At 71.0% G+C, this 24995-nt stretch carries 24 protein-coding genes and 1 pseudogene; 10 read left to right on the top strand and 15 right to left on the bottom strand.

Annotation, left to right across the window (positions count from 1 at the left end; translation table 11 throughout):
• The 6 genes from ABD378_RS26980 to ABD378_RS26955 all read right to left on the bottom strand — a co-directional run.
• Positions 1-312, bottom strand: a 312-nt coding sequence (locus ABD378_RS26980; RefSeq protein ID WP_344524693.1) for a TolB family protein, incomplete at its 3' end; no start/stop codon positions are given.
• A gap of 42 nt (positions 313-354) precedes the next feature.
• On the bottom strand, positions 355-1407 hold the full coding sequence (locus ABD378_RS26975; RefSeq protein ID WP_344524691.1) for a dipeptidase: 1053 nt from the start codon (positions 1405-1407) through the stop codon (positions 355-357).
• Positions 1404-2378: an ABC transporter ATP-binding protein gene (locus tag ABD378_RS26970; RefSeq protein WP_344524689.1), complete on the bottom strand. Its 975-nt coding sequence runs from the start codon at positions 2376-2378 to the stop codon at positions 1404-1406. The genes ABD378_RS26975 and ABD378_RS26970 overlap by 4 nt, the downstream gene beginning before the upstream one ends.
• Complete coding sequence (locus ABD378_RS26965) at positions 2375-4420, bottom strand: dipeptide/oligopeptide/nickel ABC transporter permease/ATP-binding protein (protein ID WP_344524687.1); 2046 nt, start codon at positions 4418-4420, stop codon at positions 2375-2377. The genes ABD378_RS26970 and ABD378_RS26965 overlap by 4 nt, the downstream gene beginning before the upstream one ends.
• A gap of 3 nt (positions 4421-4423) precedes the next feature.
• Positions 4424-5425 (bottom strand): ABC transporter permease, encoded by a 1002-nt coding sequence (locus tag ABD378_RS26960; RefSeq protein WP_344524685.1) that lies wholly within the window; start codon positions 5423-5425, stop codon positions 4424-4426.
• 122 nt (positions 5426-5547) lie between these two features.
• Complete coding sequence (locus ABD378_RS26955; protein ID WP_344524683.1) at positions 5548-6009, bottom strand: winged helix-turn-helix transcriptional regulator; 462 nt, start codon at positions 6007-6009, stop codon at positions 5548-5550.
• 141 nt (positions 6010-6150) lie between these two features.
• On the opposite strand from ABD378_RS26955, the gene ABD378_RS26950 reads away from it, so the two are divergent.
• Positions 6151-7320, top strand: coding sequence for a thiolase family protein (locus ABD378_RS26950; protein WP_344524681.1), 1170 nt, complete (start codon positions 6151-6153; stop codon positions 7318-7320).
• Positions 7321-7350: 30 nt separating this feature from the next.
• On the opposite strand, the gene ABD378_RS26945 is transcribed toward ABD378_RS26950, so the two are convergent.
• The gene (locus ABD378_RS26945) at positions 7351-8055 is read right to left on the bottom strand and encodes a TVP38/TMEM64 family protein (RefSeq protein WP_344524679.1); all 705 of its coding nucleotides are present in this window, start codon (positions 8053-8055) and stop codon (positions 7351-7353) included.
• Between the two features lie 49 nt (positions 8056-8104).
• Here ABD378_RS26945 and ABD378_RS26940 point away from each other — a divergent pair, with 49 nt between their 5' ends.
• The 3 genes from ABD378_RS26940 (at position 8105) to ABD378_RS26930 (ending at position 11212) form a co-directional block, all read left to right on the top strand.
• Positions 8105-8809, top strand: coding sequence for a DNA alkylation repair protein (locus tag ABD378_RS26940; protein WP_344524677.1), 705 nt, complete (start codon positions 8105-8107; stop codon positions 8807-8809).
• Positions 8810-9110: 301 nt separating this feature from the next.
• Positions 9111-10289 (top strand): elongation factor Tu, encoded by a 1179-nt coding sequence (tuf, locus tag ABD378_RS26935; RefSeq protein WP_344524675.1) that lies wholly within the window; start codon positions 9111-9113, stop codon positions 10287-10289.
• Positions 10290-10378: 89 nt separating this feature from the next.
• A complete protein-coding gene (locus ABD378_RS26930) occupies positions 10379-11212 on the top strand; it encodes a spermidine synthase (protein ID WP_344524697.1) in 834 nt (277 codons plus the stop codon).
• Here the strand turns inward: ABD378_RS26930 and ABD378_RS26925 are convergent.
• From ABD378_RS26925 to ABD378_RS26910, 4 genes are all read right to left on the bottom strand, one after another.
• Positions 11174-12529 (bottom strand): MFS transporter, encoded by a 1356-nt coding sequence (locus ABD378_RS26925; protein WP_344524673.1) that lies wholly within the window; start codon positions 12527-12529, stop codon positions 11174-11176. The two genes, ABD378_RS26930 and ABD378_RS26925, sit on opposite strands and share 39 nt — an antisense overlap.
• A 595-nt stretch (positions 12530-13124) precedes the next feature.
• Positions 13125-14165 (bottom strand): DUF8017 domain-containing protein, encoded by a 1041-nt coding sequence (locus tag ABD378_RS26920; RefSeq protein WP_344524671.1) that lies wholly within the window; start codon positions 14163-14165, stop codon positions 13125-13127.
• 99 nt (positions 14166-14264) lie between these two features.
• Positions 14265-15323: a DUF8017 domain-containing protein gene (locus ABD378_RS26915; RefSeq protein ID WP_344524669.1), complete on the bottom strand. Its 1059-nt coding sequence runs from the start codon at positions 15321-15323 to the stop codon at positions 14265-14267.
• A gap of 78 nt (positions 15324-15401) precedes the next feature.
• Complete coding sequence (locus ABD378_RS26910) at positions 15402-16358, bottom strand: DUF8017 domain-containing protein (protein WP_344524667.1); 957 nt, start codon at positions 16356-16358, stop codon at positions 15402-15404.
• 96 nt (positions 16359-16454) lie between these two features.
• Between ABD378_RS26910 and ABD378_RS26905 the strand changes: the two genes are divergently transcribed.
• From ABD378_RS26905 to ABD378_RS26895, 3 genes are all read left to right on the top strand, one after another.
• Positions 16455-16892 carry a DUF4442 domain-containing protein gene (locus ABD378_RS26905; protein WP_344524695.1) on the top strand — a complete coding sequence of 146 codons (438 nt, stop codon included), beginning with the start codon at positions 16455-16457 and terminating at the stop codon, positions 16890-16892.
• Between the two features lie 205 nt (positions 16893-17097).
• Positions 17098-18732: a carboxylesterase/lipase family protein gene (locus ABD378_RS26900; RefSeq protein ID WP_344524665.1), complete on the top strand. Its 1635-nt coding sequence runs from the start codon at positions 17098-17100 to the stop codon at positions 18730-18732.
• An 82-nt stretch (positions 18733-18814) separates the two neighbouring features.
• Complete coding sequence (locus tag ABD378_RS26895; RefSeq protein WP_344524663.1) at positions 18815-19501, top strand: DedA family protein; 687 nt, start codon at positions 18815-18817, stop codon at positions 19499-19501.
• 11 nt (positions 19502-19512) lie between these two features.
• Here ABD378_RS26895 and ABD378_RS26890 read toward each other — a convergent pair whose 3' ends face one another.
• Positions 19513-20043, bottom strand: a complete 531-nt coding sequence (locus ABD378_RS26890) for a gamma carbonic anhydrase family protein (RefSeq protein WP_344524661.1) — start codon at positions 20041-20043, stop codon at positions 19513-19515.
• Positions 20044-20176: 133 nt separating this feature from the next.
• Between ABD378_RS26890 and ABD378_RS26885 the strand changes: the two genes are divergently transcribed.
• Positions 20177-20914 carry an acyltransferase gene (locus ABD378_RS26885; RefSeq protein WP_344524659.1) on the top strand — a complete coding sequence of 246 codons (738 nt, stop codon included), beginning with the start codon at positions 20177-20179 and terminating at the stop codon, positions 20912-20914.
• Between the two features lie 84 nt (positions 20915-20998).
• On the opposite strand, the gene ABD378_RS26880 is transcribed toward ABD378_RS26885, so the two are convergent.
• Positions 20999-21862 (bottom strand): EamA family transporter, encoded by an 864-nt coding sequence (locus tag ABD378_RS26880; RefSeq protein WP_344524657.1) that lies wholly within the window; start codon positions 21860-21862, stop codon positions 20999-21001.
• Positions 21863-21956: 94 nt separating this feature from the next.
• On the opposite strand from ABD378_RS26880, the gene ABD378_RS26875 reads away from it, so the two are divergent.
• On the top strand, positions 21957-22541 hold the full coding sequence (locus tag ABD378_RS26875) for a cupin domain-containing protein (protein ID WP_344524655.1): 585 nt from the start codon (positions 21957-21959) through the stop codon (positions 22539-22541).
• An 86-nt stretch (positions 22542-22627) separates the two neighbouring features.
• A complete protein-coding gene (locus tag ABD378_RS26870) occupies positions 22628-23185 on the top strand; it encodes a YbaK/EbsC family protein (RefSeq protein ID WP_344524653.1) in 558 nt (185 codons plus the stop codon).
• Positions 23186-23224: 39 nt separating this feature from the next.
• Here the strand turns inward: ABD378_RS26870 and ABD378_RS26865 are convergent, their stop codons facing one another.
• Together ABD378_RS26865 and ABD378_RS26860 are read right to left on the bottom strand one after the other, a co-directional pair.
• A complete protein-coding gene (locus ABD378_RS26865) occupies positions 23225-24442 on the bottom strand; it encodes a CaiB/BaiF CoA transferase family protein (protein WP_344524651.1) in 1218 nt (405 codons plus the stop codon).
• Positions 24443-24556: 114 nt separating this feature from the next.
• Positions 24557-24995: pseudogene (locus ABD378_RS26860) on the bottom strand (sensor histidine kinase); the annotation flags it as partial.

The following is a 24995-nucleotide window of genomic DNA, read 5'->3' as shown; positions in this document are numbered from 1 at the left end:
GGTGAGCTGCTCGGGCTCGCCGCCCGCCACGGGCAGCAGCCACACCTGCGCGGGTCCGTCGCCGGGCGTGCGCAGGAACGCGACACGGGCCCCGTCGGGCGACCACGCGGGCGCCAAGTCGGCTTGCCCGCGCGTCAGTTGGCGTGGTGTGCCGCCGGTGGCGCCGACCTGCCACAAGGTGCGCACGTCACGGTCGGCGGCGCGGTCGGCGGTGCGCAGCACGTACACGATCTCGGCGCCGTCGGGCGAGACCGCGGGCTGCTCGGGCACCGCGAAGTCGTACAGGTCGTCGATGCGCAGGCGTGCGGACACGGTGCGCCACCTCCTAGGAGATCAGAAGTCGGGGGGCGGTGGTCAGGAGGCGGTCTTTCCCAGGCCGTCGCGGAAGAGGCGCAGCACGTTGCCGCCCAGGACCCGCGCGACGTCGCCGTCGGCCCAGCCGCGCCGCAGCAGCGCCTCGGTCACCAGCGGAAGCCCGGCGGGGCCTTCGAGGCCGGGCAGGAACTGGTCGGTCCGCACGCCTTCGATCACCGGGTGCGCGCAGCAGGGCGGGGTGGTGTCGGCCATGACCTCCTGGACGAAGTCCGGGCCGAGGCCGACGTGTTCGAGGCCCGCGACGTCCGCGAGGTGCTCGATGTGGTCGACGAGCCGGTCGAGGGTGTAGTCGTGCTCGTGGAGGAACGGGGCGAAGAAGTTCACGCACACCACACCGCCGTTCGCGGCGGTCGCCTTCAGCTGGTCGTCGGTGAGATTGCGGTGGTGGTCGCGCAGCGCACGCGCGGATGAGTGCGTGGCGATGACCGGCCGGGATGCCAGCTCCAGTACGTGGTCGACACCGGCGGCACCGAGGTGGCTGATGTCGAACATCATGCCGATGCGCTCCATCTCGGCGAGCGCGGCCACGCCCGCCCGGGTCAGCCGGCTCCCGGCCGCGTCCTCGCCGCTTCCGTCGGCGAGCGGCGTACGTCCGAAGTGCGCGAGGGAGGCGATCCGAACGCCCAACCGGTAGAGCGTCTCCAGGAGTTCGACGTCCTCGGCGACGCCCGGCGCGCTCTCCAGGGCGAGGACGAGCGCGATCCTCCCGTCGTCCAGGGCGGCGTCCACCTCGGCGCCGTCACCGCAGAGCCGGACCGCGTCGGCGTTGCCTGCGGCGAGGCGGTGCGCGGCCTCGATCATGCGCAGCGTCTGGCGCAGCGCTCCCTCTGGCCGGTAGGTGTCGTCGATGAACACGGGCAGCACCTGTACGTCGACGCCGCCCGCCAGGAGTTGGGGCAGCCACCGCTCGCGGAAGAACGCCGCCCACTGGTCGACGGGCCTGGCGGTCACGGCGCAGAGCAGGTCGTTGTGGGTGTCGGCGACGACGCTGCGCCGGTGCAGTCCGGCGGCGTCGCTCGTGGCCGTGGTCATGTTCGGGCTCCTTCGGGCTCGGCGGGTTCCCCCGCGAAATGACAGGCCGCCCGGTGCGGACGCAGCTCGGCGTCCTGCGCGGGGTCGGCGGTGCGGCAGAGGTCGCGGTCGGCCCTTGCGAGCGGGCCGAGCGCGCAACGCGGGTGGTAGCGGCAGCCGGGCGGCGGGCGGTGCGGGTCGCTCGGCTCGGCGTCGGCGGTCCCGGCGGCACCGATCTCCTCGAACAGTGGAGTGTTCCAGGACGGCGCCGCGCTCAACAGGGCTCGGGTATAGGGGTGTTGGGGATCCGAGAGCACCTGTTCGGCGGGGCCCGCCTCGACGATCCGCCCCAGGTACATGACGGCGATGATGTCGCTGAGGTAGCGCACGACGGCGAGGTTGTGCGAGATGAACAGCATGGACAGGCCCAGACGCTGCCGGATGTCCCGTACGAGATTGAGCACGGCACCCTGCACCGACACGTCGAGCGCGGAAGTGATCTCGTCCGCGATCACGACCTCAGGGCGTCCGGCCAACGCGCGGGCCAGCGCCACGCGTTGCCGCTGTCCGCCGGAGAGCTGGGCGGGCAGCGCCGTGGCCCGGTCCGGGTCGAGGTTGACCAGTTCGAGGAGCCGCGCGACCTCGGCGCGTCTTTCCTTCGCCCGTTCACCGCGCGGCATCGCCTCGCCGATCGAGGCGCCGACGCTCATGCGCGGGTTCAGCGAGGAGTACGGATCCTGGAACACCATCTGCAGTGGACGGTGCCCCGTCAGGTGCCGCACGTCGGAGCCGTCGAGCAGTACCCGTCCCGCGCTGATCGGCGAGAGGCCGACGGCGCTGCGGGCGAGCGTCGACTTCCCGGATCCCGACTCGCCCACGAGACCAACCACTTGGCCGGACGGCACGGTCAGGCTGACGCCGTCGACGGCGGTGAGTCCGCCGCGCCGGCTCCCGTACCGCACGCTCACCCGTTCAAAGACCAGCTCGCTCACGCGCCACCTCCGGCGGCCTCGACGTCGACATGTGAACCGCCGCCGAGACGGGGCGCGGGCGGCTCGGCGCCCTGCGGATGCCAGCAGGCCACGCGATGTGCGCCCCTGACGGCCCCCAATTCCCGCGGCGCCGGGTCCTCGGCCCGGCACCGCTCGTCGGCGAAAGGACAGCGCGCCGCGAACGCGCAGCCCACGCCCACCTGTCCTGGCTCCGGCGGCCGCCCCGGGATGACCGCGAGGGGTGCGCCGCGGTCGGTGTCGAGCGCCGGTACGGCGGCGAGGAGCGCCCGCGTGTAGGGATGGCTCGCCGCGGTGCGCAGATCGGCGGTGGGCAGGTCCTCCACGATCCGGCCCGCGTACATCACAAGGACTCGTCGGCAGCTCTGCGCCACGACGGTGATGTCATGGCTGATCAGCAACAGCGCGGCCTGCCTTCCCTGTTGGCGTGCTCCGCCCCCGCTCCGTTGCCGTGCCCCGGTTTCGCTCTCCCGCACCTGGGCGAGCAGCCGCAGTACCTGCCGCTGCACGGTGACGTCCAGAGCGGTGGTCGGCTCGTCGGCGATGACCAGGCGCGGCTCGCCCATCAGGCCCATGGCGATCATCGCCCGCTGCCGCATGCCGCCGGAGAACTCGTGCGGGTACTGGCGTGCCCGGCGTTCGGCCGCGGGCACCCGCACCTCGCGCAGCCGATCGACGGCCCGCGTGAGCGCCTTGCCGCGCGAGAGACCCTGATGCTGTTCGGAGACCTCGGCGAGCTGGCGTCCGATGCGCCGGGTCGGATTGAAGGAGGTCATCGGATCCTGGAACACCAGCGCGAGCGACGTACCGAGAAGCCCGCGCGCCTCGGCGTCGGACGTCCCCAGGAGCGGCGTCCCGAGGAACTCCAGGCGGGCCGCGGACACCACTCCCGGCGCCTCGATCAACCGGGAGACACCGAGCGCGGTCAGGCTCTTCCCGGAGCCGGACTCACCGACCACGCCGACGGATTCCCCGGCGCCGACGGTGAAGCTGACACCCCGCACCGGCGTCACCGGCCCCGCAGGCCCGGGGAAGGCGACGCGCAGATCCTCCACGACCAGCACGGGGTCGCCCTCGGCGGGTGCTGCGGCCGGGGTCGCCGCCGACGTGCCTTTCGCCTTCGGCGAGGAAGCCACCGGGGAGGGCAGCGAGGAAGCGGCCGAGGGTGGCACCGAGGAAGCCGCCGAGGAGCGCGCCCCCACCACGCCCGCCACCGTCTCCCCGAACAGATTGAACGCGAGCCCGGCCACCACCACCGCGACGCCCGGCGCGAGGGCCGCCGTGGGATTGACGTAGATCTGGTTGAGCCCCTCCCCGAGCAGCCGCCCCCAGTCGTAGTCGGGGGCCTGCACCCCGATGCCGAGGAACGAGAGCCCGGCGAAGGCGAGCAGCGCCATCCCCGCGCTGATGGTGGCGTTGACCACCAGCGGCTCACCGATGTTGGGCAGCACATGCCGCAGAAGGAGACGGATCCGCCCCACCCCGGCCACTCGCGCCGCCGCCACGAAGTCCCGCCCCGCGATCCCCGCGGACAGCGTCTGCGTGAGGCGGGCGAACGCGGGCGCCATGGCGAGCCCGATGGCGAGCACCGCCCCCTTCGCCCCGACCCCGAAGATCATGGCGAAGAACAGGGCGAGCAGCAGACCGGGGAAGGCCACGGCGATGTTCACGGCCGAGGTCACGAGCCGCCCCGCCCACCGGGGGAGCACGGAAGGCGCCGTTCCCAGGAGCGTGCCGGTCACCACCCCGATCGCCGTGGCCGTCACGGCGAGCACGAGGGACAGCCGCGTCGCGACGAGGACGCGGGCGAGGATGTCCCGCCCCAGGCTGTCCGTGCCGAGCAAGTGTGCGGCGGTCGGACCCTGTTGGAGGGCGTCCACGTCCACCGCCGACGCCCGGTCGCCCCAGAGCACGGGCGCGAACAGGGCAAGCGCGATCAACAGCACAAGGAGCGCGGCCGAGCAGGCCCCCACGGGCGTACGCACGACGGCCAGGATCTTCTTACCGGCGTTCCGATTCCGCATGGCTCAGGCCTCCCGGATCGTCGAGCGCGGATCGAGCACGGCGAGCAACACGTCGACCAGCAGATTCACCGTCAGCACACCGATCCCGTAGACGAGGACGATCCCCTGCACCACGGGGTAGTCCTTCTGCTGGATCGACTGCACGATCGTCGAGCCCAGGCCCGGCCACGCGAAGACGTTCTCCACCAGGACCGTCCCGGCCACCAGGCCGGTCAGGACCAGGCCGCCCATGGTCAGCGTCGCGGTGAGCGCGTTGGGCAGCGCGTGCCGTGCGTAGATCCGCCGGGCGGGCAGCCGCTTGGCGCGTGCCGTGCGGATGAAGTCGTCGCCGAGGACCGCAAGCATCTCGACCCGCACGATGCGGGCGAGTACGGCTGCGGGGCCAACGGCAAGGGCGAGCACGGGAAGCACGTACGAGCCGAAGCCTCCGCGCCCGGCCACGGGGAACCACCCCAGATGGACCGAGAAGACGTAGACGAGCCCGACTGCCAGCAGGAATTCGGGTATGGCCGCCAGGAGGACGCTGGTCGACGTGAAGGCCAGCTCCCCGCCCCTGCGCCGGCCGCCCCGGGTCAGCACGGCCATCACCACGCCGACCGGAACGGCCACCACCATGGCTACGGCGAATGCCGCGAGGGCCAGCTGGGCGGTCGCGGGCAGGCGGTCACCGATCTGCTGCGACACGGGCAGGTTGCTCAGCACGGACGTCCCGAAGTCGCCGCCGCACACCGACCGCAGGTAGTGCCAGTACTGCGTGAGGAGGCCGTCGTCCAGGCCCAGCGCCTGCCGCCGCGCGTTCACCGTCTCCACCGGTGCCGTCATGCCGAGCGCGGACCGCACCGGGTCCCCGGGCATCAGATGGATCATCACGAAGGCGGCGGTCACCACCACCCACAGCGACACCACGAACCGCCCGAGCCGCCGTCCGAAGAAGGACAGCCACGGGCTTTCCAGCACTCCCGCCCGCGCACTCGGTGGTGCGGGCCTGGCAACCACAGTGGACACGGCAACGACCTCCGTCGGGCTCCGAGTCGGAACCCAGCGAGTGTCGCGTCACTCGGGCAGCGGGCGATTCGTTCCCGCGCACAAGAAGAACGGGCCGACTGGTGCCACAGGACGAGCGCCGGTCAGGCCGCCGTGGGGCCCTTCGTCGTCCAGCCGGGGGCCTGCGGATGCGCGGTGAGGTCGTCGTGATGGACCTGGTCGCCGCAGGCCGCGCAGGTCACCACGGGGACCATCTCGTGGCCGCAGACGTGCTCGACGACCATCGGGCGGTCGTCGTCCTCGCGGAGGTGGCGGTCGCCCCAGGCCATGAGGGTCATCAGGACCGGCTCCAGTTCGAGGCCGGCTCGCGTGGGGCGGTACTGGAAGCGCTGCGGGCGTTCGCTGTAGGCGACCTTCTCCAGGACGCCGGCGTCCACCAGGCGGCGCAGGCGCGTGGCGAGGATGTCGCGCGGGGCGCCGATGTTGCGCACCAGCTGGTCGAAGCGTCCATTGCCGAGGCAGACCTCGCGCAGGACGAGCAGGGAGTACTTCTCGCCGACAAGGGCGAGGGCGTCGGCGATCGAGCAGGGGCGCGCATCCTTCATGCGGGCAGTCTAGGGGAGGGTTTGTTTTTCCAACTCACGGGGTTATGGTGAGTCCAGATTTCCTACTCACTGGTAATCGCCATGGGGGTCATGGGGGAGCGACCTCGTGCTGCCTCCCCGGCGCTCTAGGAGGACCGCACCATGCGTGACGCAGTCATCGTCGAAGCCGTACGCACCCCGGTCGGCAAGGGCAAGCCGAACGGCTCCCTCGCCCATGTCCACCCGGTCGAGCTCCTCGCCCACACCCTGCGCAGCCTCGTGGAGCGCACGGGCATCGACCCCGCCCAGGTCGACGACGTGATCGGCGGCTGCGTCGACCAGGTCGCCGAGCAGGCCATGAACACCACCCGTTACGCCGTCCTGTCGGCGGGCTTCCCGGAGTCGGTGCCCGCGACCACCGTGGACCGCCAGTGCGGTTCCTCCCAGCAGGCCGTGCACTTCGCCGCGCAGGGCGTCATCTCCGGGGCGTACGACATGGCCGTCGCCTGCGGGGTGGAGTCGATGAGCCGCGTACCGATGTGGTCGAACGTCCCCGCGGGCGCCGACCCCTTCGGACCCGGCGTCGCCCGGCGCTTCCCCGAAGGGCTCGTGCCGCAGGGCATCAGCGCCGAACTCATCGCCGCCAAGTGGTCCATCGGCCGCGAGCGGATGGACGCCTTCGCGACCACCTCGCACCAGCGGGCCGCGCGCGCCTGGGGCCAGGGTCTCTTCGACGCGGAAGTCGCCCCGGTCGACGGCGTCACCCGCGACGAGTCCGTACGCCCCGCCACCACCCCGGAGATACTCGCGGGCCTGAAGCCCGCCTATGAGGACCCCGCCTTCGGCGAGCGCTTCCCCCAGATCGACTGGTCCGTCACGGCGGGCAACGCCAGCCCCACCAACGACGGGGCGTCCGCCGTCCTCATCACCACCAGTGAGAACGCCGCACGGCTCGGCCTGCGCCCGCTCGCCCGGCTGCACAGCTTCGCCGTCATCGGATCCGACCCGCTCCTGATGCTCACCGGCATCCTGCCCGCCACCGAAAAGGTGCTGCGCAACGCCTCGTTGAGCCTGGACGACATCGACCTCTTCGAGGTCAACGAAGCCTTCGCGAGCGTCGTGCTCGCCTGGCTCCAGGAGACCGGCGCGGACCCCGAGAAGGTCAATGTGCACGGCGGGGCGATCGCGTTGGGGCATCCCCTTGGCGCCAGTGGCACACGCCTGATGACGACCCTCGTTCACGCCATGCGGGCCCGCGGCGCGCGCTATGGGTTGCAGACCATGTGCGAGGCCGGGGGCCTCGCCAACGCCACCGTCCTCGAAGCGTTGTAGAGCTGTCCCGGCCCGGCGCCCCTTCGGGCCCTACCGGCCCCGGAGCTGATTGCGCTTGAACCACGCCACCAGTGCCCCCGCAAGACCCGTCACCGCGATGAAGCCCATCGCGACGAGGAAAGCGGGGGACGTCGGCGTCGACGCGCGGGCGCCCGCGACGACGTACGCGGCCGTGTTCGGGATCGAGCCCAGGCCGGTGGCGAGCAGGAACGGCAGCCATCCCATGCGGGACACCGACGCGCAGTAGTTGGCGGCCGCGAACGGCACCCCGGGAAACAGCCGCGCCGCCAGCATCGACCGGAAGCCGTGCCTGCTCAGCTGCCCGTCGGCCGCCTTCAGCCAGCGTCCACGGACCAGCGGACGCAGCGCGTCCTGCCCCAGCATCCGTCCGAGCCCGAAGGCGATCCCGGCGCCGAGCACCGTGCCCGCGAGCGCCGCGGTGAGCCCCGCCTGCGAACCGAACAGGGCGCCCGCCGCCAGATTGAGCAGCGGACGCGGCACGAACGCCGTGGTGCACAGGCCGTACGCGACGGCGAACACCGTCACGGCGGCGGCGCCGCCGAGCTGCCGGAGCCCGCCGTCGGACAGAAGCCGCTGCGGCTCGAAGAGCAGCACGCACGTCCCTGCCGCCGCGAGCAGCACCACCAGCAGAGACAGCCGCGACCAGGGCGAGAGCAGCGCCTTGGTGCAGCGCGCGGCAAGGCCCTGCGGGCGGGCGGCGGCGGTGTCGAGCATCCGGGGAGACTAACCGACAAATGTGTGTGATCGCCGTATGGTGCGTCTCATGAGCGTCACAGTCCCGCGCAGCGACTTGGCGGACACCGTCATGGAGCGGCTCACCACGCTCTACCCGACGGCGGCCGATCCGGAGCGGGCCGTACAGGCACAGGCGTACCTGAAGAACGTCGCTCCCTTCCTGGGCGTGCACGCGCCCCTGCGCCGCGAATTGTCCCGCACGGTTCTCGCCGGGCTTCCGCGCCCCGACGAGGCCGACTGCACGGCCATCGCCCTGCGCTGCTGGGAACTGCCGGAGCGCGAATACGCCTACTTCGCCGTGGACTACCTGCGCCGATACGTGAAGCGCCTCTCGTCCGGTTTCCTGCCGGTCGCCCGTCACCTCGTCACGACGGTCTCCTGGTGGGACACCGTCGACGCACTCGCCGCGCACGTCGTGGGCGGCCTTGTCGCCGCCGACCCGAAACTCAAGGCCGAGATGGACGCCTGGATCGAGGACGAGGACCTGTGGGTGGCCCGCACCGCCCTCCTCCACCAGCTCCGGTACAAGGACGCCACCGACACCGAACGCCTCTTCGCCTACTGCGTGCGGCAGTCGGGGCACCCCGACTTCTTCATCCGCAAGGCCATCGGCTGGTGTCTGCGCGAGTACGCCAAGACCGATCCGGACGCGGTACGCGACTTCGTCGAGCGGGAGCGCGGGCGCGGGCGCCTGGCGCCGCTCTCGGTGCGCGAGGCACTGAAGAACCTCTGAGCGCACCGGACTTCACACCGCACCGGACTTCACGCCGACCCGGACTTCACGGACCACCCGGCGAAAATCATTCGACGTACCCCCGGCCGTCGGCAAAGATCTGCCACATGTTCCGGTACGCCTTTCACGCAGCTTCGCCCGCAGTCGCGGGCGCTGCGAAGGCTGCCGTCTTCCTCTGCGTCGCACTTTCCGTCGACGGCGCCCGACGCTGACCCTCCCCGGACACTCCGGCGGACCCCATAGGGGGAGGGTCGGTTGGGCCCCGGGGTCTTCAGCTTCGAGTTCCGGAGAAGGAACCGCCATGTCCAAGACGGCATACATCCGCACCAAGCCGCACCTCAACATCGGCACGATGGGCCATGTCGACCACGGCAAGACCACCCTGACCGCCGCCATCACCAAGGTCCTCAGCGAGCGCGGCACCGGCAGCAGTACCCAATACGTTTCCTTCGACCGTATCGACCGCGCCCCCGAGGAGGCGCAGCGCGGCATCACCATCAACATCGCGCACGTCGAGTACGAGACCGACACCCGGCACTACGCGCACGTGGACATGCCTGGCCACGCCGACTACATCAAGAACATGGTCACCGGCGCCGCGCAGCTGGACGGGGCGATCCTCGTCGTCTCCGCGCTCGACGGGATCATGCCGCAGACCGCCGAGCACGTCCTGCTCGCCCGGCAGGTCGGCGTCGACCACATCGTCGTCGCCCTCAACAAGGCGGACGCGGGTGACGAGGAGCTCACCGACCTCGTCGAGCTTGAGGTGCGCGAGCTGCTCTCCGCGCACGGGTACGGAGGCGACTCCGTGCCCGTCGTGCGGGTCTCGGGCCTGAAGGCGCTGGAGGGCGACCCGCGGTGGGCCGCCGCCATCGAGGCGCTGCTCGACGCGGTGGACACGTATGTGCCCATGCCCGAGCGGTACGTCGACGCGCCCTTTCTGCTCTCGGTGGAGAACGTGCTCACCATCACCGGGCGCGGAACCGTCGTCACCGGAGCCGTCGAGCGCGGCCAGGTGCGGATCGGCGACCGGGTGGAGGTGCTCGGCGCGGAGACGGAGACCGTCGTCACCGGGCTCGAGACCTTCGGCAAGCCCATGGAGTCCGCGCAGGCGGGCGACAACGTGGCGCTGCTCCTGCGCGGAGTGCCGCGCGACGCCGTGCGACGCGGGCATGTCGTCGCGGAGCCGGGCAGCGTCAGTCCGAGTCGCCGTTTCACCGCCCAGGTGTACGTCCTTTCCACCAAGGAGGGCGGACGGTCGACGCCGATCGCGACCGGCTACCGGCCGCAGTTCTACCTCCGCACCGCGGACGTGGTGGGCGACGTCGACCTCGGCGACGCCGCCGTGGCCCGGCCCGGCGACACCGTCACCATGACGGTCGAGCTCGGCCGCGACATGCCCCTGGAGACGGGCCTCGGCTTCGCGATCCGTGAGGGCGGCCGCACCGTCGGCGCGGGCACGGTGACCGAGGTCCGCTGACGCCGATGCCCGCCTGCCTCGGGGGATCCACCCCCGAGGCAGGCGGGCACAATGGAGCGGTGACCCAGGACGAACGCGCGGACGATGCCATGGCCGTGATCAAGGACGTGGACCACGGCACGGCCAAGCTGATGCCGGACGTGGACCGGCCCCGCGCCTGGCTGCTCACGGTCGACGGCGCGCCCCAGTCGTACGTCGACCTGGACGCGCCCACCTATCTGGAGTTCGAGTACGTGCAGCGGCTCGCCCACGTCATCGACACCGCCGACGATCCCGACCGCCCGCTGGACGTGATCCACCTCGGCGGCGGCGCGCTCACCCTGCCCCGCTATGTCGCCGCCACCCGCCCCGGCTCGCGCCAGGACGTCGTGGAGGCGGACCGGGGACTGCTCGAACTGGTCACCGAGCGGCTGCCGTTGCCCGCGGACTCCGGGATCACCGTGCACGGTGCGGACGCCAGGCAGTGGCTGGAGGCGGCGGAACCCGACAGCACGGACGTGCTCGTCGCCGATGTCTTCGGCGGCTCGCGGGTGCCCGCCCATCTGACGTCGGTGGCCTACGCGCGCGCGGCGGAGCGGGCCCTGCGCGCGGGCGGACTCTATGCGGCGAACCTCGCCGACGGGGCGCCGTTCGGCTTCCTCCGCTCCCAACTCGCCACCTTCGCCGAGGTGTTCGGGCAGGTCGCGCTGATCGCCGAGCCGACCGTGCTGCGCGGCCGCCGCTTCGGCAACGCCGTGCTTGTCGCCTCACACGAAGCGATCGACGTCGAGGCGCTGGCCCGGCGTACGGCGGCCGACGTCTTCCCGGCGCGGGTGGAGCACGGGGCGGCGCTGCGCCTGTTCATCGGTGACGCGAAGCGGGTGCGGGACGAGGACGCGGTCGCGTCACCCGAGCCGCCCGGCGGGGCCTTCAGCATCGGCTGACGTCCCGGGCGGGGGCCCGGGCGGGGGCCCGGGCGGGGGCCCGGGCGGGGGCCCGGGCGGGGGCCCGGGCGGGAGAGCGGCCGCCTTGGCGACCTCCTTCGACGACGCGCGCCGCGTCAGATTGCGCACGTCAGGGACGAAGAGCACAAGCGCCGTCACCACGACCACCAGCACCGCGCAGCCCCACAACGAGGCCGAACGCCCGAAGGCGAGCTCCGCCGGGCCTGCGAGCGCCGTGGCGAGCGGGACCATCGCGATCGAGCCGAACCAGTCGTACGCGGCCACGCGCGACAGCTTCTCCTCGGGGATCTCCTGATGCATCGCTGTCATCCAGGAGACGCCGAACACCTCGATGGCGACGCCGCTGACGAACATCACCGCCGCCAGACCCCACACCGGCAACGGCACCGCGAGCGCCGCCGACGGCGCCGCGAGCGGGAAGACGCAGAGGGTGCCCGCGAGCAGCAGGCGCCGCGGCTTCCACCGCATCATCAGGAACGCGCCGCCGACCGTGCCCGCGCCGAACGCGCCGAGCGCCAGACCCCAGGGCCCGGCGCCGCCAAGCTCGTCCCGGGCGACCAGCGGCCCGAACACGGCCTCGGCCGCACCCACCACGGCGACCACCACGGAGAACTGCGCGACGATCGCCCACAGCCACGGCCGGCCGATGAACTCCCGCCAGCCCTCCCGCAGATCGGAGAGCAGCCCGCCGCCCGGTTCGCGCACCGGAATGTGGCTCACGTCGAGGAACGACCGCAGGGCTCCGGCCACCGCGAACGCCGCCGCGTCCACGGCGAGCACCCAGCCGGGCCCGATCGCGGCGACCATCAGACCGCCGAGCGCCGCGCCGCCGAGCCCCGCGCCCTGCATCGCCATGCGGTACAGCGCGAAGGCGCGGCTCGCCTGTTCGCCGCTGACGGTCGACATCAGCATGCCTTCGGCGGCAGGACCGAAGAACGCCTGGCCGGTGCCGCCGAGCGCGGTGAGCAGCATCATCGACCACAACGGGGGCGTGCCGGAGATGACGAGCACCGCGAAGACCGCCTGCGAGAGGCAGTTGAGAGCGTTGGCCGCGACCATCACGTGGTGGCGCGGCAGCCGGTCGGCGACGGCGCCGCCGATGAGCAGGAAAAGCACGAGCGGCAGCGTGCGCGCCGCCGCCACAAGCCCGACGTCCCCGCCGTCACCGCCGGAGTCGAGCACCGCGAACGCCGCCGCGATCAGGGCGCCGTGGCTGCCCAGATTGGTCACGATCGCGGCGGCGGTCAGCAGGCTGTAGTTGCGCCCGGCCCAGGCAGAGCGGTGGGACTTGGTCACTCGACGACTATCGTTTCAACTTGGGCCCGCTGACAATCAGTTTTCCTGTGCGTCATCGCTTACGAAGGTGAGGCTGGAAAATCCACTCGCCCTCAAGTCGCGGTGCCCCGCTTCCGCCATCGTCAACCACGCAGCTTGCCACGCAGACCCACGGATTTGCTGACGAGTTGGTGCAGGACCAGTAACTCGTAAGCGGGTTGTCCTTGTAGCGGTGTCGGACAATGGACGAGTTCTGAGATGGCTTGAAATGGACTGGCGCCTTCTCTACTGCCACCTTCCATTTCTTGGTCTGCTTGGTGCACTTGACTGCGGCGGCTGACGCCGGTGTTGAGGTCGCCAGCGGAATCGCGGTTGCCGCGAGAGCGGCTGCAGCCAGGCAAGACAGCAGGGTCCTTCGCATTTCTCTCCTTGGTCAATGATGGAAATGCCATACCCCAAAGAACGTTTCTTGCTAGGCATGAACATTGGGGCATGAGGACGTTAGCTGCCCGGTGATTGGGTGTCAACGCGCGGCATTCACTGCGCGGATTCTGACGTTGCTGTCCTCAAGTCGCCTGTGGAGATAAATGTCTTGACGGTGTCTATGTGTCGTGAATCAAGATTCCGGCGGATCCTCGCTAAGCCGCACTGTGCGGAGGATCTTCTCCACCGTGGCATCGGAAATCTCGTCCTTCACGCCCTTGGCGCCGTAGAGAGTCCAGGCCACGTACTCACCCTCGCCGTTCTTGAAGGCGAACGTCGTGGCCTTGCCGTCCGAGTCGCACTTGTCATTCTTGGCGACGCCGGAGGTTGTGGAGGTCGCTACGCTGCCCTCGAGGCCCGACGTGGTGGTGAACGACTCCACCTTGCCGATCTTGATCTTCTTCTTGTCGGCCTTCTTCTGGTCCGTGTAGCCGCCGAAGACCCACCATGCGGAGTCATTGCGCGCGACGTCCTTGGTGTTCTTGGCGCCGTTCTGGCCCTTGGTGCCGACGGCGCCGAGGGCGGTGTCGTCCTTTGTGCCGTCCTTGTCGTCGTCCGAGGAGCACCACTTCGACTTGTAGTACGCGGGCGCGGACATGGTGATGAGCGGCTTCGCCTCGGCGCCCTTGCTCGCGTCCTCGAAGCCGATGAAGGTGTCGGGGGTCTGCACCTCCCAGTCGGCAGGGACGTCGAAGGCTGTGCCCCACTTGGGGTTCACCACGACCTGCCAGCCCTTGACCGTCGGCTTCGGGTCGTTGCCCGTGCCGCGCTCGGAGCCGCCGTCGTCGGTCGGGCTCGGCTTCGGGGACGCGGACTTGGCGGGAGACTTCTTCCCCGGCTTCGCGTCCGCCTCGTCGTCCTTGTCGCCGCCGAGCACCAGGAAGCCCGTGACACCGGCGGCCACCAGGACGGCGAGCGCCGCGACGATCGCGGTGATCTTCGTCTTGTTTCCGTCCCCGCCCTGACCGCCGCCCGGCTGGGGCGGCATCGGCGGTGGTGTGGGCGCCGCCCACTGCGGCTGCTCCGGCTGCGAGAAGGCACCCGACTGCGGCTGCTGCTGGTATCCCGGCTGCTGATACGGGTTCGGCTGCTGGTACCCCGGCTGCTGGTACGGATTGGGATTCTGGTCCTGCGGGTTCTGCTCGCCCCCGGGCGGCTGCTGTCCTGGCCACATGGGCAGTAACCATAGAGGGGCTTGTGGCCTGATGTCATCGCTGCCCCCGCCAGGAGGTCGGCACATCAGGGCACAAGCCCCGTCGGCGTACGAAACGACTCAGGACTCGGTCGGGTCTCCGTGCAGACGCACCGTATTGAGGATCTTCATGACAGTCGCTTCCGGGATCTCGTCCTTGACGCCCTTCGCGCCGTAGAGACTCCAGGCGACGTACTCACCCTCGGAGTTCTTGAAGCCGAAGGTGATCGCCTTGCCGTCCGAGTCGCACTTGCCGTTCTGCGGCGTGTTCGTCGACTGAGCGCGCGCGATGCTGCCCTTGATGCCGGTCTTCGTGGTGAACGGCTCCGCCTTCTTGGCGACGGTGAGGCTCTTCTTGTCCGGCTGCGTGTATCCGCCGAAGACCCACCACGGCACCTGGTTGATCGCGACCTCGTCGGTGTTCTTGGCGCCGTTCGCGCCCTTGGTGCCGACGGCGCCGAGGGCGGTGTCGTCCTTCGTGCCGTCCTTGTCGTCGTCCGAGGAGCACCACTTCGACTTGTAGTACGCGGGCGCGGACATGGTGATGAGCGGCTTCGCCTCGGCGCCCTTGCTCGCGTCCTCGAAGCCGATGAAGGTGTCGGGGGTCTGCACCTCCCAGTCGGCAGGGACGTCGAAGGCTGTGCCCCACTTGGGGTTCACCACGACCTGCCAGCCCTTGACCACCGGCTTCGGGCCCTTGTTCGTGCCGCGCTCGTCCTCGCCGCCACCGGTCGCCGGGTCCGCGGCCGGCTTCTTGGAGGCGGATTTGGAGGGGGACTTGGACGGCTTCGCGTCCGCCTCGTCGTCCTTGTCGCCGCCGAGCACCAGGAAGCCGGTGACACCGGCGGCCACCACGACCGCCGTCGCCGCGACGATGGCGACCAGCTTGGTCTTGTTGCCGTTGCCGCCACCCCCGTCGCCGCCGGGCTGCCCCGTCACGCCCATCGGAGCGGTCGGCGCGCTCCACTGGCCCTGCTGCGGGCCCGGCTGTCCCGGCCCCTGCTGCTGATAGGGATTGGGCTGCTGGTATCCCGGCTGCTGATACGGGTTCGGCTGCTGGTACCCCGGCTGCTGGTACGGGTTGGGATTCTGGTCCTGCGGATTCTGCTCGCCCCCGGGCGGCTGCTGTCCTGGCCACATGGCGGGAAACGATACGGGGTGTTGGAGCGGACACGTCACGGCCACCCCGGGCGGGGGCGGCCGGAAAGCCCGGTCGGCTCAGGACCCCGACTCCACCTCGATCTCCCGCACCGTACCGAGGATCTTCTTGACCGTCGCGTCCGGGACTTCGTCACGCACGCCCTTGGCGCCGTTGAAGGACCACGAGACGAAATCACCGTCCGCGTTCTTGAAGGCGAACGTCGTGGCCTTGCCGTCCGAGTCGCACTTGTCCTTCTTGATCACGCCGCTGGACGACGCCGTCACGAGGCTGCCCGTGATGCCCGACTTCGTCGTGTAGGGCCGTGCGGCGCCGGTGCTGACCTTCTTCTTGTCGGGCTGGGTGTAGGCGCCGTAGACCCACAGTTCGGCGTCCTTGCGCGCGGCCTCCTCGGTGCTCTTGGCGCCACGGTTGCCCTTGCTGCCCGCGGCCGCGAGGGCCGTGTAGTCCTTGGTGCCGTCCCGGTCCTCGTCGGATCCGCACCACTTCTCCTTGAGGTACGCCGGCGCGGCCATGGCGACCAGCGGCTTGTCGTCGGGGTCGTCGTCCTCCGACACCCAGCTGACCCAGTCCGCCGACTTGGGGATCCACTGCGCGGGAACGTCGAAGGCGATGCCGCTCTTGGCGTTCACGACCGTCTTCCAGCCCGCGATCGTCGGCTTCGGCCCGCCCCCGACGCCACGCGCGTCGGCGTCCTCGGACCCGGCCGGACTCGGCGCCGCGGACGAGGACTTCGCCGGGTCGGGCTTCGCGGTGTCGTCCTCGTCGCCGCCGAGCACCAGGAAGCCGGTGACACCCGCGGCCACCACCACCGCGGCCGCGGCGACGACAGCGATGACCTTCGTCTTGTCGCCGTTGCTCCCGCCGTCGCCCCCGCCAGTGCCCTGCGGGGCCTGAGGAGTGCCGCCGGGAACGGTGGGTGCGTTCCATGGCGCCGGTTGTTGATACCCCGGCTGCTGGTACGGATTCGGCTGCTGGTTCGGCCCGCCCCCGGGCTGCTGCTCTCCTGGCCACATGCGCAGCAACGATAGGTGACCGCGATCTACGTCGAGCGGGCTCCTGGCCAAAGAAGGCTACCGGTGGGTAACATCCCGGCCATGAGCGCTGACCAGATGTCGATAGGCGAGATGCTCGCCGCAACCGTGCCGATGGCCCGGACCCTGAACCTCGAGTTCCGCGAGACCACACCCGACAAGGCCGTGGTCGCCCTGCCCGACCAGGCCGACTACCACAACCACGTCGGCGGACCGCACGCCGGAGCCATGTTCACGCTGGGGGAGTCGGCGAGCGGCGCGATCGTGCTCGCCGCGTTCGGGGACCAGCTCTCACGGGCCGTGCCCCTGGCCGTCAGCGCCGACATCGCGTACAAGAAGCTCGCCATGGGGCCGGTGACCGCCACCGCGACCCTCGGCCGCCCGGCCGTCGATGTCGTCGCCGAGCTGGACGCGGGGCAGCGTCCGGAGTTCCCGGTGGCGATCGCGATCCAGCGCGAGGACGGCGCCGTGACCGGCGAGATGACGGTCGTCTGGACGCTGCGCCCCAATAACTGAGTCGCATACGGGCGTCGGCTTCCGTACGTTCATTGAACACAGCGGCGTCACGTCGGCCGGGCCACGGGGGTCCCGACCGGCGCGGCGCCGTTCTTTTCGGCTCGACTCATTGACACGAGTCACCAACGGCCATAGTTTTCCCGCCGCCAGTGGTTCGACGTCATCCAGGGGAGTCGCCGTGAGCCGCATGAGCCGCATGAGCCGCATGAGAAGAATTCGACGGGGCGCGTCCGCCTTCGTCGTCATGGCCGCCGCCGCGGCCCTGCTCACCCCGAACGCCGCGCAGGCCGCGCAGGCCGCCCCCGGCAAAGGAACGCTCGTCCGCACGGACGCGGGCTGGCTGCGCGGTGAATCCACCGCCGAGGGGCGGCAGTTCCTCGGCATCCCATACGCGCGCCAGCCCGTCGGCGACCTGCGCTGGAAGGAGCCACGGCCCGCCAAGTCCTGGCAGGGCGTGCGCGGTGCGACCTCCTTCGGCAACCGCTGCGTACAGACCGCGAGTTGGGATCCCGGCTACGAGAACCCCAGCCACACCGAGGACTGCCTGGACCTCAACGTCTACGCACCCAAGGGGACCCACAAGCAGCGTCCCGTCATGGTCTGGCTGCACGGTGGCGGGCTCACCGCGGGCGCGGGGGAGGACATCGTGCCCGACACCTTCGCCCGGCGCACCGGCACCGTGGTCGTCACCGTCAACTACCGCCTCGGAGCGATGGGGTTCCTCGCCGGGAAGGGACTCGACGGTGAGGCGTCCGACCGCGTCTCGGGCAACTACGGCATGCTCGACCAGCAGGCCGCCCTGCGCTGGGTGCGCGCCAACATCGGCTCGTTCGGCGGCGACCGGCAGCGCGTGACCATCGCGGGCGAGTCCGCGGGCGGCCGCTCCGTCTGTACCCAGCTCGCCTCGCCCACCGCCAAGGGCCTCTACCGCGCGGGCATCGTGCAGAGCGGTGCCTACGGCGACTGCGCCGCCCGCGAGCGCGAGGAGGCGCTCACGCAGGGCGCCGCCTTCGCGAAGAAGGCGGGCTGCCCCGAACCGGCGACCGCCCCCGCCTGTCTGCGGAAGAAGCCCGCCGAGGAGATCCTCGCGGCGCAGGCCGGGTTCGACTGGGGCCCGGTGGCGGGCGGTGACTTCCTACCGGTGCAGCCCGAGGAGGCGTACGAGAACGGCAGCGCCTCCCGTGTGCCGGTCCTGAACGGCGCGAACAGCGACGAAGGGCGGCTCTTCGCCTACGGGCAGTTCGACGGCCAGGGCAAGCCGCTCACCGAGGAGCAGTACCCCGGCGCGCTCACCCGGATGTACGGCGCGGACCTTGGCGCCAAGGTCCTGGGGCGCTACCCCGTCACCGAGCACGCCTCGCCCACGCACGCGTACGCGGCCGCACAGGGCGACATGATGTTCGCCTGCACGGCTCTGCGCATGGACAGGACACTCGCGGGCCGCGGCCCCGTCTACGCCTATGAGTTCGCCGACCGCACATCGCCGCCCTTCGCCTCGATCCGCGAGGCGGGCAGGACGTTCGACTTCGGGGCGACCCACGTCAACGAAGTGCAGTACCTCTTCAAGCACTTCGGGCTCCCGACGCCGCTCAACGCCGAACAGCGGGACCTGGCGGGGCAGATGGTCCAGTACTGGGGATCCTTCATCCACGGCGGTGCGCCACGCGCCGACGGCCAGCCCACCGCCCCCGACCAGCGGACCCAGCCCGGAAAGGTGCTGTCGCTGCGCACCGCGTCCGCCGGCGGGAACGACCTGAGCACCACCGTGGCCCGTGAGCACCGGTGTGACCTCTGGGACAGCGCGGGCCTGGAGGGTGCAGCCCCGGCCGACGCCGGGTGAGCGGGTAGGCTGCCCGGCGTGCGCGATCTTGGGGGGAACGCGCACGCCGGGTACAGGCACACCAGCACAGGAGGAACCGGCGTTGCACGTCCAGGAATGGCTGGAGACCGTACCGGCCGTCAGTATCTACGCGCTGGTCGGCGTGGTGATCGGTCTGGAGAGCCTGGGCATCCCACTGCCGGGTGAGATCGTCCTCGTCTCCGCGGCGCTGCTCTCCTCGCAGCACGGCGAGCTCAACCCCGTCATCCTGGGGATCTGCGCCACCGCGGGCGCCATCATCGGCGACTCCATCGGGTACGCGATCGGACGCAAGGGCGGCCGGCCGCTCCTGGCCCGCCTTGAACGGAAGTTCCCGAAGCACTTCAGCGCGGCGAACGTCGGCAGCGCCGAGCAGTCGTTCCAGAAGTGGGGCATGTGGGCGGTCTTCTTCGGCCGTTTCGTCGCCCTGCTGCGGATCTTCGCGGGACCGCTCGCGGGCGTCCTTCGCATGCCGTACTGGAAGTTCCTCGTCGCCAACGTCCTGGGCGGCATCGTCTGGGCGGGCGGCACCACCGCCGTCATCTACTACATCGGTGTCGTCGCCGAGGACTGGCTCAAGCGGTTCTCGTACTTCGGCCTGGCCATCGCCGTCCTCATCGGCGTCGGCTCCATGCTGCTCGTCAAGCGCCGCGCCAAGAAGTCGGCGGCGGCGCGCTCCGAGGCGGAGGCCGAAAGCGGTGCGCAGACGGCGGCGTCCGAGCCGGTCCCCGTCCCGGCGGCCGCCGACTGACGTCACTGACGCTACTTGGCGTGGGCGTCCCGGTGGGCCTTGGCAAGCTCGACGTACATCGTCCCGTTGAGCGTGACTCCCGCGCGCTCCTCGTCGGTGAGCGGCCTGCGCACCTTGGCCGGCACGCCCGCGACGAGTGAGCCGGGCGGCACGACCATCCCCTGGGGCACGAGCGCCTGCGCCGCGACCAGCGAACCGGCGCCGATCACCGCGCCGTTGAGGACCGTCGCGCCCATGCCGATCAGGCAGTCGTCCTCGACCGTGCAGCCGTGCAGCACGGCGTTGTGGCCGACCGAGACCCGCTCGCCGATGGTCATCGGGAAGCCCAGGTCGACGTGGAGGCTGCAGTTGTCCTGGATGTTGCTGTCGGCGCCCACGACGATCGGCCCGCCGTCCGCGCGGAGCACCGCTCCGTACCAGGCGCTCGCACCGGCGTGCAGCGTCACCTCGCCGATGATCACCGAGGTGGGCGCGGTGAACGCGTCCGGATCGATCTTCGGGTCCTTGCCGCCGATCCCGGTGATGAGTGCCTCGTGGCTCATCGGATTTCTCCATTCGTACGTGTCTCGCGCCTGGCGGAACCGTACGGGACGGCGGCGGGTCGGCCGCCGTGTGGGGTGAAGATCACAGGGGTCCGGGCTCACCGGGGCGCGCGGGGCTGAGTAACGTGAGCGCGTGCCGAAGAACAGGAACACGTTCTCATCCGCGGTCGCCGACTTGCGGCGCCGCGCGACCCAGCGCGCCGTCCACGCGGGCTGGGCGTGGGTGCAGCGCACGGGAGCCGTCACCGCGCAGCGGCCGGGGCGGCTGCGGTTCGGCGCGCTCGGCGACGGCACGAAGCTCGCCTTCCCGCAGGGGACCGTCTTCGGGGAGCCGTGGATCCGCATCGGCGACCACTGCATCATCGGCGAGCAGGTCACTCTCACCGCCGGGATGATGCCCGACCTGGACCTCGGTCCCGACCCGATCCTGCGCATCGGCAACGGCGTCGTGCTCGGCCGCGGCAGCCATGTCATCGCCGACACGACGGTGACGATCGGCGACGACTGCTACTTCGGGCCCACGGTGTACGTGACGTCCACGAACCACTCGTACGACGATCCGCACACACCCATCGGCAAGCAGTGGCCGCGCATGGAGCCCGTCGAGATCGGGCCCGGCTGCTGGATCGGCACGAACGCGGTGATCCTGCCCGGCGCGAAGCTTGGCCGCAATGTGGTGGTGGCCGCGGGTGCGGTCGTGCGGGGCTCCGTGCCCGACCACTCCGTGGTGGCCGGGGCGCCTGCCCGCGTGGTGCGGAGCTGGGACGCGGAGACGGGGTGGCAGCCGCCTTTGCGGACGCCCGCGCCTGTTCCTATTCCTGATGGGGTCACGCCGGAACAGTTGCTTGCTCTGGGGGAGTTGGAGGGGTAGTCGCGGATTTTGTCGGCTGCGGGGGCGTGGGGGCTTGTCGCGCAGTTCCCCGCGCCCCTTCGGGGCGCCCCTGTGAGGCGTTGCTCAGCTGGCCAGCAGTACCGTGCCCACCAAGGCCAGGCCCGCCCCCGCCGCCTGCACGCCCCGCAGGCGTTCCTTCAGTACTGCCCGTGCTGCCAGCGCCGTGATCACCGGGTACGTCGAGGAGAGCACCGCGGCCAGGGTGACCGGGCCGTTCTGGGCTGCCATCGAGTACGTGCCGTTGGCCGCGACGTCGGCCAGGCCGACGAAGGCGAGCGCCGGGAGCGCCGCCCAGATCAGGCCCATGCCCGTGCCCTCGGGGAGTGCGACGCCGCCCCGCTTCACGGAGACGAACAGTGCGGCACCTCCCGCGGCCACATTCGTCACACGCTGCACGAACAGGGCGAGGAACAGGCCGGTGAGGTTGCTCGAAGCCTCGGAGATGAGGGCGAGGACCGCGCCGAAGCCGAAGGCCGCGAGCAGGGTGAGCAGGACCGCCTGCCGCTGGACGGGGGCGCCGCGCAGCTCGGGGCCGCCCGCGAGCACGATGCCCACGATGGCGACGGTGAGCCCGGCGAACTGCGGGATCCCCGGCCGCTCGCCGAGGAAGAGCCCCACGCCCACCGGCACGACGACGCCCACGGAGGCGAGGGGTGAGACGACGCTCATCGGGCCGATGGCCAGGGCCTTGTAGAAGGCGAGCATCGCCACCGGGCCGAGGAGCCCCGCGGCCACCGCGAACCACAGCTGGGGTCCCCACTCCGTCCAGCCGCCGGTGGCGACCACGATCACGCCGAGGACGATCACGGCGATGGTCTGCGAGGCGACGACCACGGTGAGTGCGGGGATGCGTCGGGTGAGCAGTCCGCCGCCGAAGTCGGCTAGCCCGTACATCAGGCTGGTGGCCAAGGCGAACAGTGCTGTCATCGAAGATCCTCGCAGTACAGTGTGGTGAACCTTTAGGTGCACCACACCGTAGTTCAATATCCTGAACTCTGTCATCCAAAATATTGGACGGAATGTGTCGGACCTCGACCAGCTGACTCAGTCGCTCGCGCGCAACCTCAAACGCTGGCGCTCGGAACGCGGCTTCACGCTCGACGCGCTCGCGGCTCGCGCGGGCGTCAGTCGCGGCATGATCATCCAGATCGAGCAGGCCAGGACCAACCCCAGCGTCGGCATCACCGTGAAGCTCGCCGACGCCCTGGGCGTCAGCATCACCACGCTCCTCGACTACGAGCAGGGCTCTCACGTCCGCCTCGTCCCGCCGGAGCAGGCGGTGCGGATGTGGTCAACGGAGGCGGGCAGCAGCACGACGCTGCTTGTCGGGACGGAGGCGCGCGGGCCCTTCGAGCTGTGGGCGTGGAAGCTGATGCCCGGTGACGGCAGCGACTCCGACGCGCACCCGCCGGGGACCATGGAGCTGCTGCACGTGGCGGCGGGCGAACTGACGCTCCTGGTGGACGGCGTGGAGCACCTCGTGCCCGCCGGGTCGGCCGCGTCGTTCGAGGCGAACGTGCCCCACGGCTATCACAACAAGGGCGCCGAGCCGGTCGAGATGACCATGTCGGTGTCGGTGCCCCCGGCGCACGCCTCGTCGTACTGAGTGCGGCAGGGCCTCGCCGAGCCGGGCGGTGCCCGCACCGTGAGACACCCGAATCCCTTGCCGGAGCGGCCTGTTAGCGTGCGGCCATGCGTGCACCCATGGGAGATTTCGACGACGTCCGCCCCGCGCCCGAGGCCCTCGACCTCCTGGTCGCGCCCGTCGCCGACGCCGTGCGCGGCTGGAGCGGGACCGTCCCCGCCGAGCAGCTCCTCCATGTCGACACCGACCCGCAGTGGGCGGACACCGCCACCTTCGTGGAGCACTACGGCCAGGACATCCTGGAGCAGTCCGCGAACTGCGTCGTCGTCGCGGGCAAGCGCGGCGGCGAGGCCTCGCTCGCCGCGTGCCTGGTCCTCTCCACGACCCGCGTCGACGTGAACGGCGTCGTGCGCCGCCAACTCGGCGCCCGCAAGGCCTCGTTCGCGCCGATGGACACGGCGACCGGCGAGACCGGCATGGAGTACGGCGGCATCACCCCGATCGGCCTGCCCGCGGACTGGCCGCTGCTCGTGGACGCCGCCGTGGTCGACCTGCCGTACGTCCTGATCGGCAGCGGCCGCCGCCGAGGCAAGCTCATCGTGCCGGGCAAGGCGTTCGCCGAGCTGCCGAACTCGGTGGTGCTCGAGGGGCTCGGCGTCGCCTGACGCGGGCGGGGTTCGGCGCGGGCGGTTCTCATCCGCCGCTCACCGGCAGACCCCTTCCTCGCGCAGCCGGGCGATGTCGTCCGGGCCGCGCCCCAGCTCCCCGAGGATCAGCTCGGTGTGCTCGCCCGCGGCAGGCACGGGATCCATGCGCGGATCGACGCCGCTCAGATTCGCGGGCGGCAACAGCGCCTGTACGGGGGACGAGCCGCCCGGGATCGCGACCTCCCGCCAGCGGTCGCGCTCGGTGAGCGCGGGGTGGTCGAGGAACTCGGCGACCGAATTGACGCCCGCGTTGGCGATGTTGGCGCGGTCGAGCAGCTCCATCGCCTCCTCGCTGCCGAGTTCGGCGAAGCGTACAGAGATGATCGCGTCGAGTTCGTCGCGGTGCGCGACCCGGTCGGAGCCGGTGGCGAAGCGCGGGTCGTCCGTCAACTCGGGCCGCCCGATGACCTGTTCGCACAATGCGGCCCACTCGCGCTCATTCTGTACGGACAGCAGGACGTCCTTGCCGTCGGTCGCGGTGAACGGTCCGTAGGGCGCCACCGTCGCGTGCCGGGCGCCGACGCGCGGCGGCTGCGTGCCGCCGTAGCGTGTGTAGTACGCGGGCTGGCTCATCCACTCGGCGAGCGCGTCGAAGAGGGAGACCTCGACGGCCGGTGCGCGCCCGGTGGTCGCCCGGGTGAAGAGCGAGGTGAGGATGCCGCTGTAGGCGTACATCCCGCCCGCGATGTCCGCGACCGAGATCCCCGCCCGCACCGCCTCGTCGGGCGTGCCGGTCAGCGAGAGCAGCCCGGTCTGGCACTGCACGAGCAGGTCGTACGCCTTCCGGTCCGCCCAGGAGCCGCTGGTGCCGTACCCGCTGAGGGTGCAGGGGATCAACGAGGGGTAGCGGGCCTGGAGTTCGTCCGCGCCGAGGCCCAGGCGGTCGGCGGCGCCGGGGGCGAGGTTCTGCACGAACACGTCGGCGCCCGCGAGGAGTTCGTGCAGGATCTCCCTGCCTTCCTCGGACTTGAGATCCAGGGTGAGGGACTCCTTGGAGCGGTTGAGCCAGACGAAGTAACTGGCCTGGCCGTGCACCGTGGTGTCGTAGCGGCGGGCGAAGTCGCCGCCGCCGGGGCGCTCGACCTTGATCACGCGGGCGCCGAGGTCGGCGAGCTGACGGGTGGCGAACGGAGCGGCGACGGCCTGCTCCAGGCTGACGACGGTGATGCCCGCCAGGGGGAGGTGGCCTGCCGGTTCGTGGTGCGTCGTCGCCATGACTGCCTTTCGTTCGCGGGTACTGCTCACTGATTCTGTACGGTCACACAGGCTGCGGGGTCCCTTGCCCGCGGTGGGTGTGTCCGTTTGCCCGCGGTGGGTGTGCCCGACCCGTCAATCGCCGTCGCCCACGACCGACTTGGACACCAGGCGCCCGTCGGCGAAGCAGAGGCGGTAGCCGTCACCGGACATGAGGCGCGTGCTGTAGTACGCGCAGTCCTGGCCGCGCGGCGTCGCGGGCGCGCCGTCCGGCGGGCCGTCCCGGGTGAACCTCGGCAGCCGGGACTCCACTTCGCCGCGCGGCTCCCCGGCCGTCAGGCCGTCGTACACATCCCGGTCGAGGACCGAAAGGGACGAACTGACCAGGCTGACGGGGATCATGAGAAGCAGGATCCCGGCGAGGACCGCGAGGGGGGCCAGGACCGCCTGCGTGAGCCGCCGTCTGATCTGCCGCCTGGCCAGCTCCAGTTCCCGGGCCGAGGTGGTCGGCCGGGGGGTGTCGACGGCGCGCGGGGCGGCCCCCGCCGCGGGCAGCTCGGCGGTCACCTCGAAG

The organism is Streptomyces rectiviolaceus (assembly GCF_039533825.1).
Classification (GTDB): Bacteria; Actinomycetota; Actinomycetes; order Streptomycetales; family Streptomycetaceae; genus Streptomyces; species Streptomyces rectiviolaceus.
This window is presented reverse-complemented; position numbering and strand designations above follow the sequence as displayed.

Bases quoted from the DNA above. Each gene is read 5' to 3' on its own strand.
- ABD378_RS26950 (WP_344524681.1), top strand. From the start codon at position 6,151: ATGCGTGACGCAGTCATCGTCGAAGCCGTACGCACCCCGGTCGGCAAG.
- ABD378_RS26920 (WP_344524671.1), bottom strand. From the start codon at position 14,165: ATGTGGCCAGGACAGCAGCCGCCCGGGGGCGAGCAGAACCCGCAGGAC.
- ABD378_RS26905 (WP_344524695.1), top strand. From the start codon at position 16,455: ATGTCGATAGGCGAGATGCTCGCCGCAACCGTGCCGATGGCCCGGACC.
- ABD378_RS26865 (WP_344524651.1), bottom strand. From the start codon at position 24,442: ATGGCGACGACGCACCACGAACCGGCAGGCCACCTCCCCCTGGCGGGC.
- ABD378_RS26890 (WP_344524661.1), bottom strand. From the start codon at position 20,043: ATGAGCCACGAGGCACTCATCACCGGGATCGGCGGCAAGGACCCGAAG.
- tuf (WP_344524675.1), top strand. From the start codon at position 9,111: ATGTCCAAGACGGCATACATCCGCACCAAGCCGCACCTCAACATCGGC.
- ABD378_RS26900 (WP_344524665.1), top strand. From the start codon at position 17,098: ATGAGAAGAATTCGACGGGGCGCGTCCGCCTTCGTCGTCATGGCCGCC.
- ABD378_RS26915 (WP_344524669.1), bottom strand. From the start codon at position 15,323: ATGTGGCCAGGACAGCAGCCGCCCGGGGGCGAGCAGAATCCGCAGGAC.
- ABD378_RS26910 (WP_344524667.1), bottom strand. From the start codon at position 16,358: ATGTGGCCAGGAGAGCAGCAGCCCGGGGGCGGGCCGAACCAGCAGCCG.
- ABD378_RS26870 (WP_344524653.1), top strand. From the start codon at position 22,628: ATGCGTGCACCCATGGGAGATTTCGACGACGTCCGCCCCGCGCCCGAG.
- ABD378_RS26975 (WP_344524691.1), bottom strand. From the start codon at position 1,407: ATGACCACGGCCACGAGCGACGCCGCCGGACTGCACCGGCGCAGCGTC.
- ABD378_RS26955 (WP_344524683.1), bottom strand. From the start codon at position 6,009: ATGAAGGATGCGCGCCCCTGCTCGATCGCCGACGCCCTCGCCCTTGTC.
- ABD378_RS26930 (WP_344524697.1), top strand. From the start codon at position 10,379: ATGGCCGTGATCAAGGACGTGGACCACGGCACGGCCAAGCTGATGCCG.
- ABD378_RS26965 (WP_344524687.1), bottom strand. From the start codon at position 4,420: ATGCGGAATCGGAACGCCGGTAAGAAGATCCTGGCCGTCGTGCGTACG.
- ABD378_RS26880 (WP_344524657.1), bottom strand. From the start codon at position 21,862: ATGACAGCACTGTTCGCCTTGGCCACCAGCCTGATGTACGGGCTAGCC.
- ABD378_RS26940 (WP_344524677.1), top strand. From the start codon at position 8,105: ATGAGCGTCACAGTCCCGCGCAGCGACTTGGCGGACACCGTCATGGAG.
- ABD378_RS26945 (WP_344524679.1), bottom strand. From the start codon at position 8,055: ATGCTCGACACCGCCGCCGCCCGCCCGCAGGGCCTTGCCGCGCGCTGC.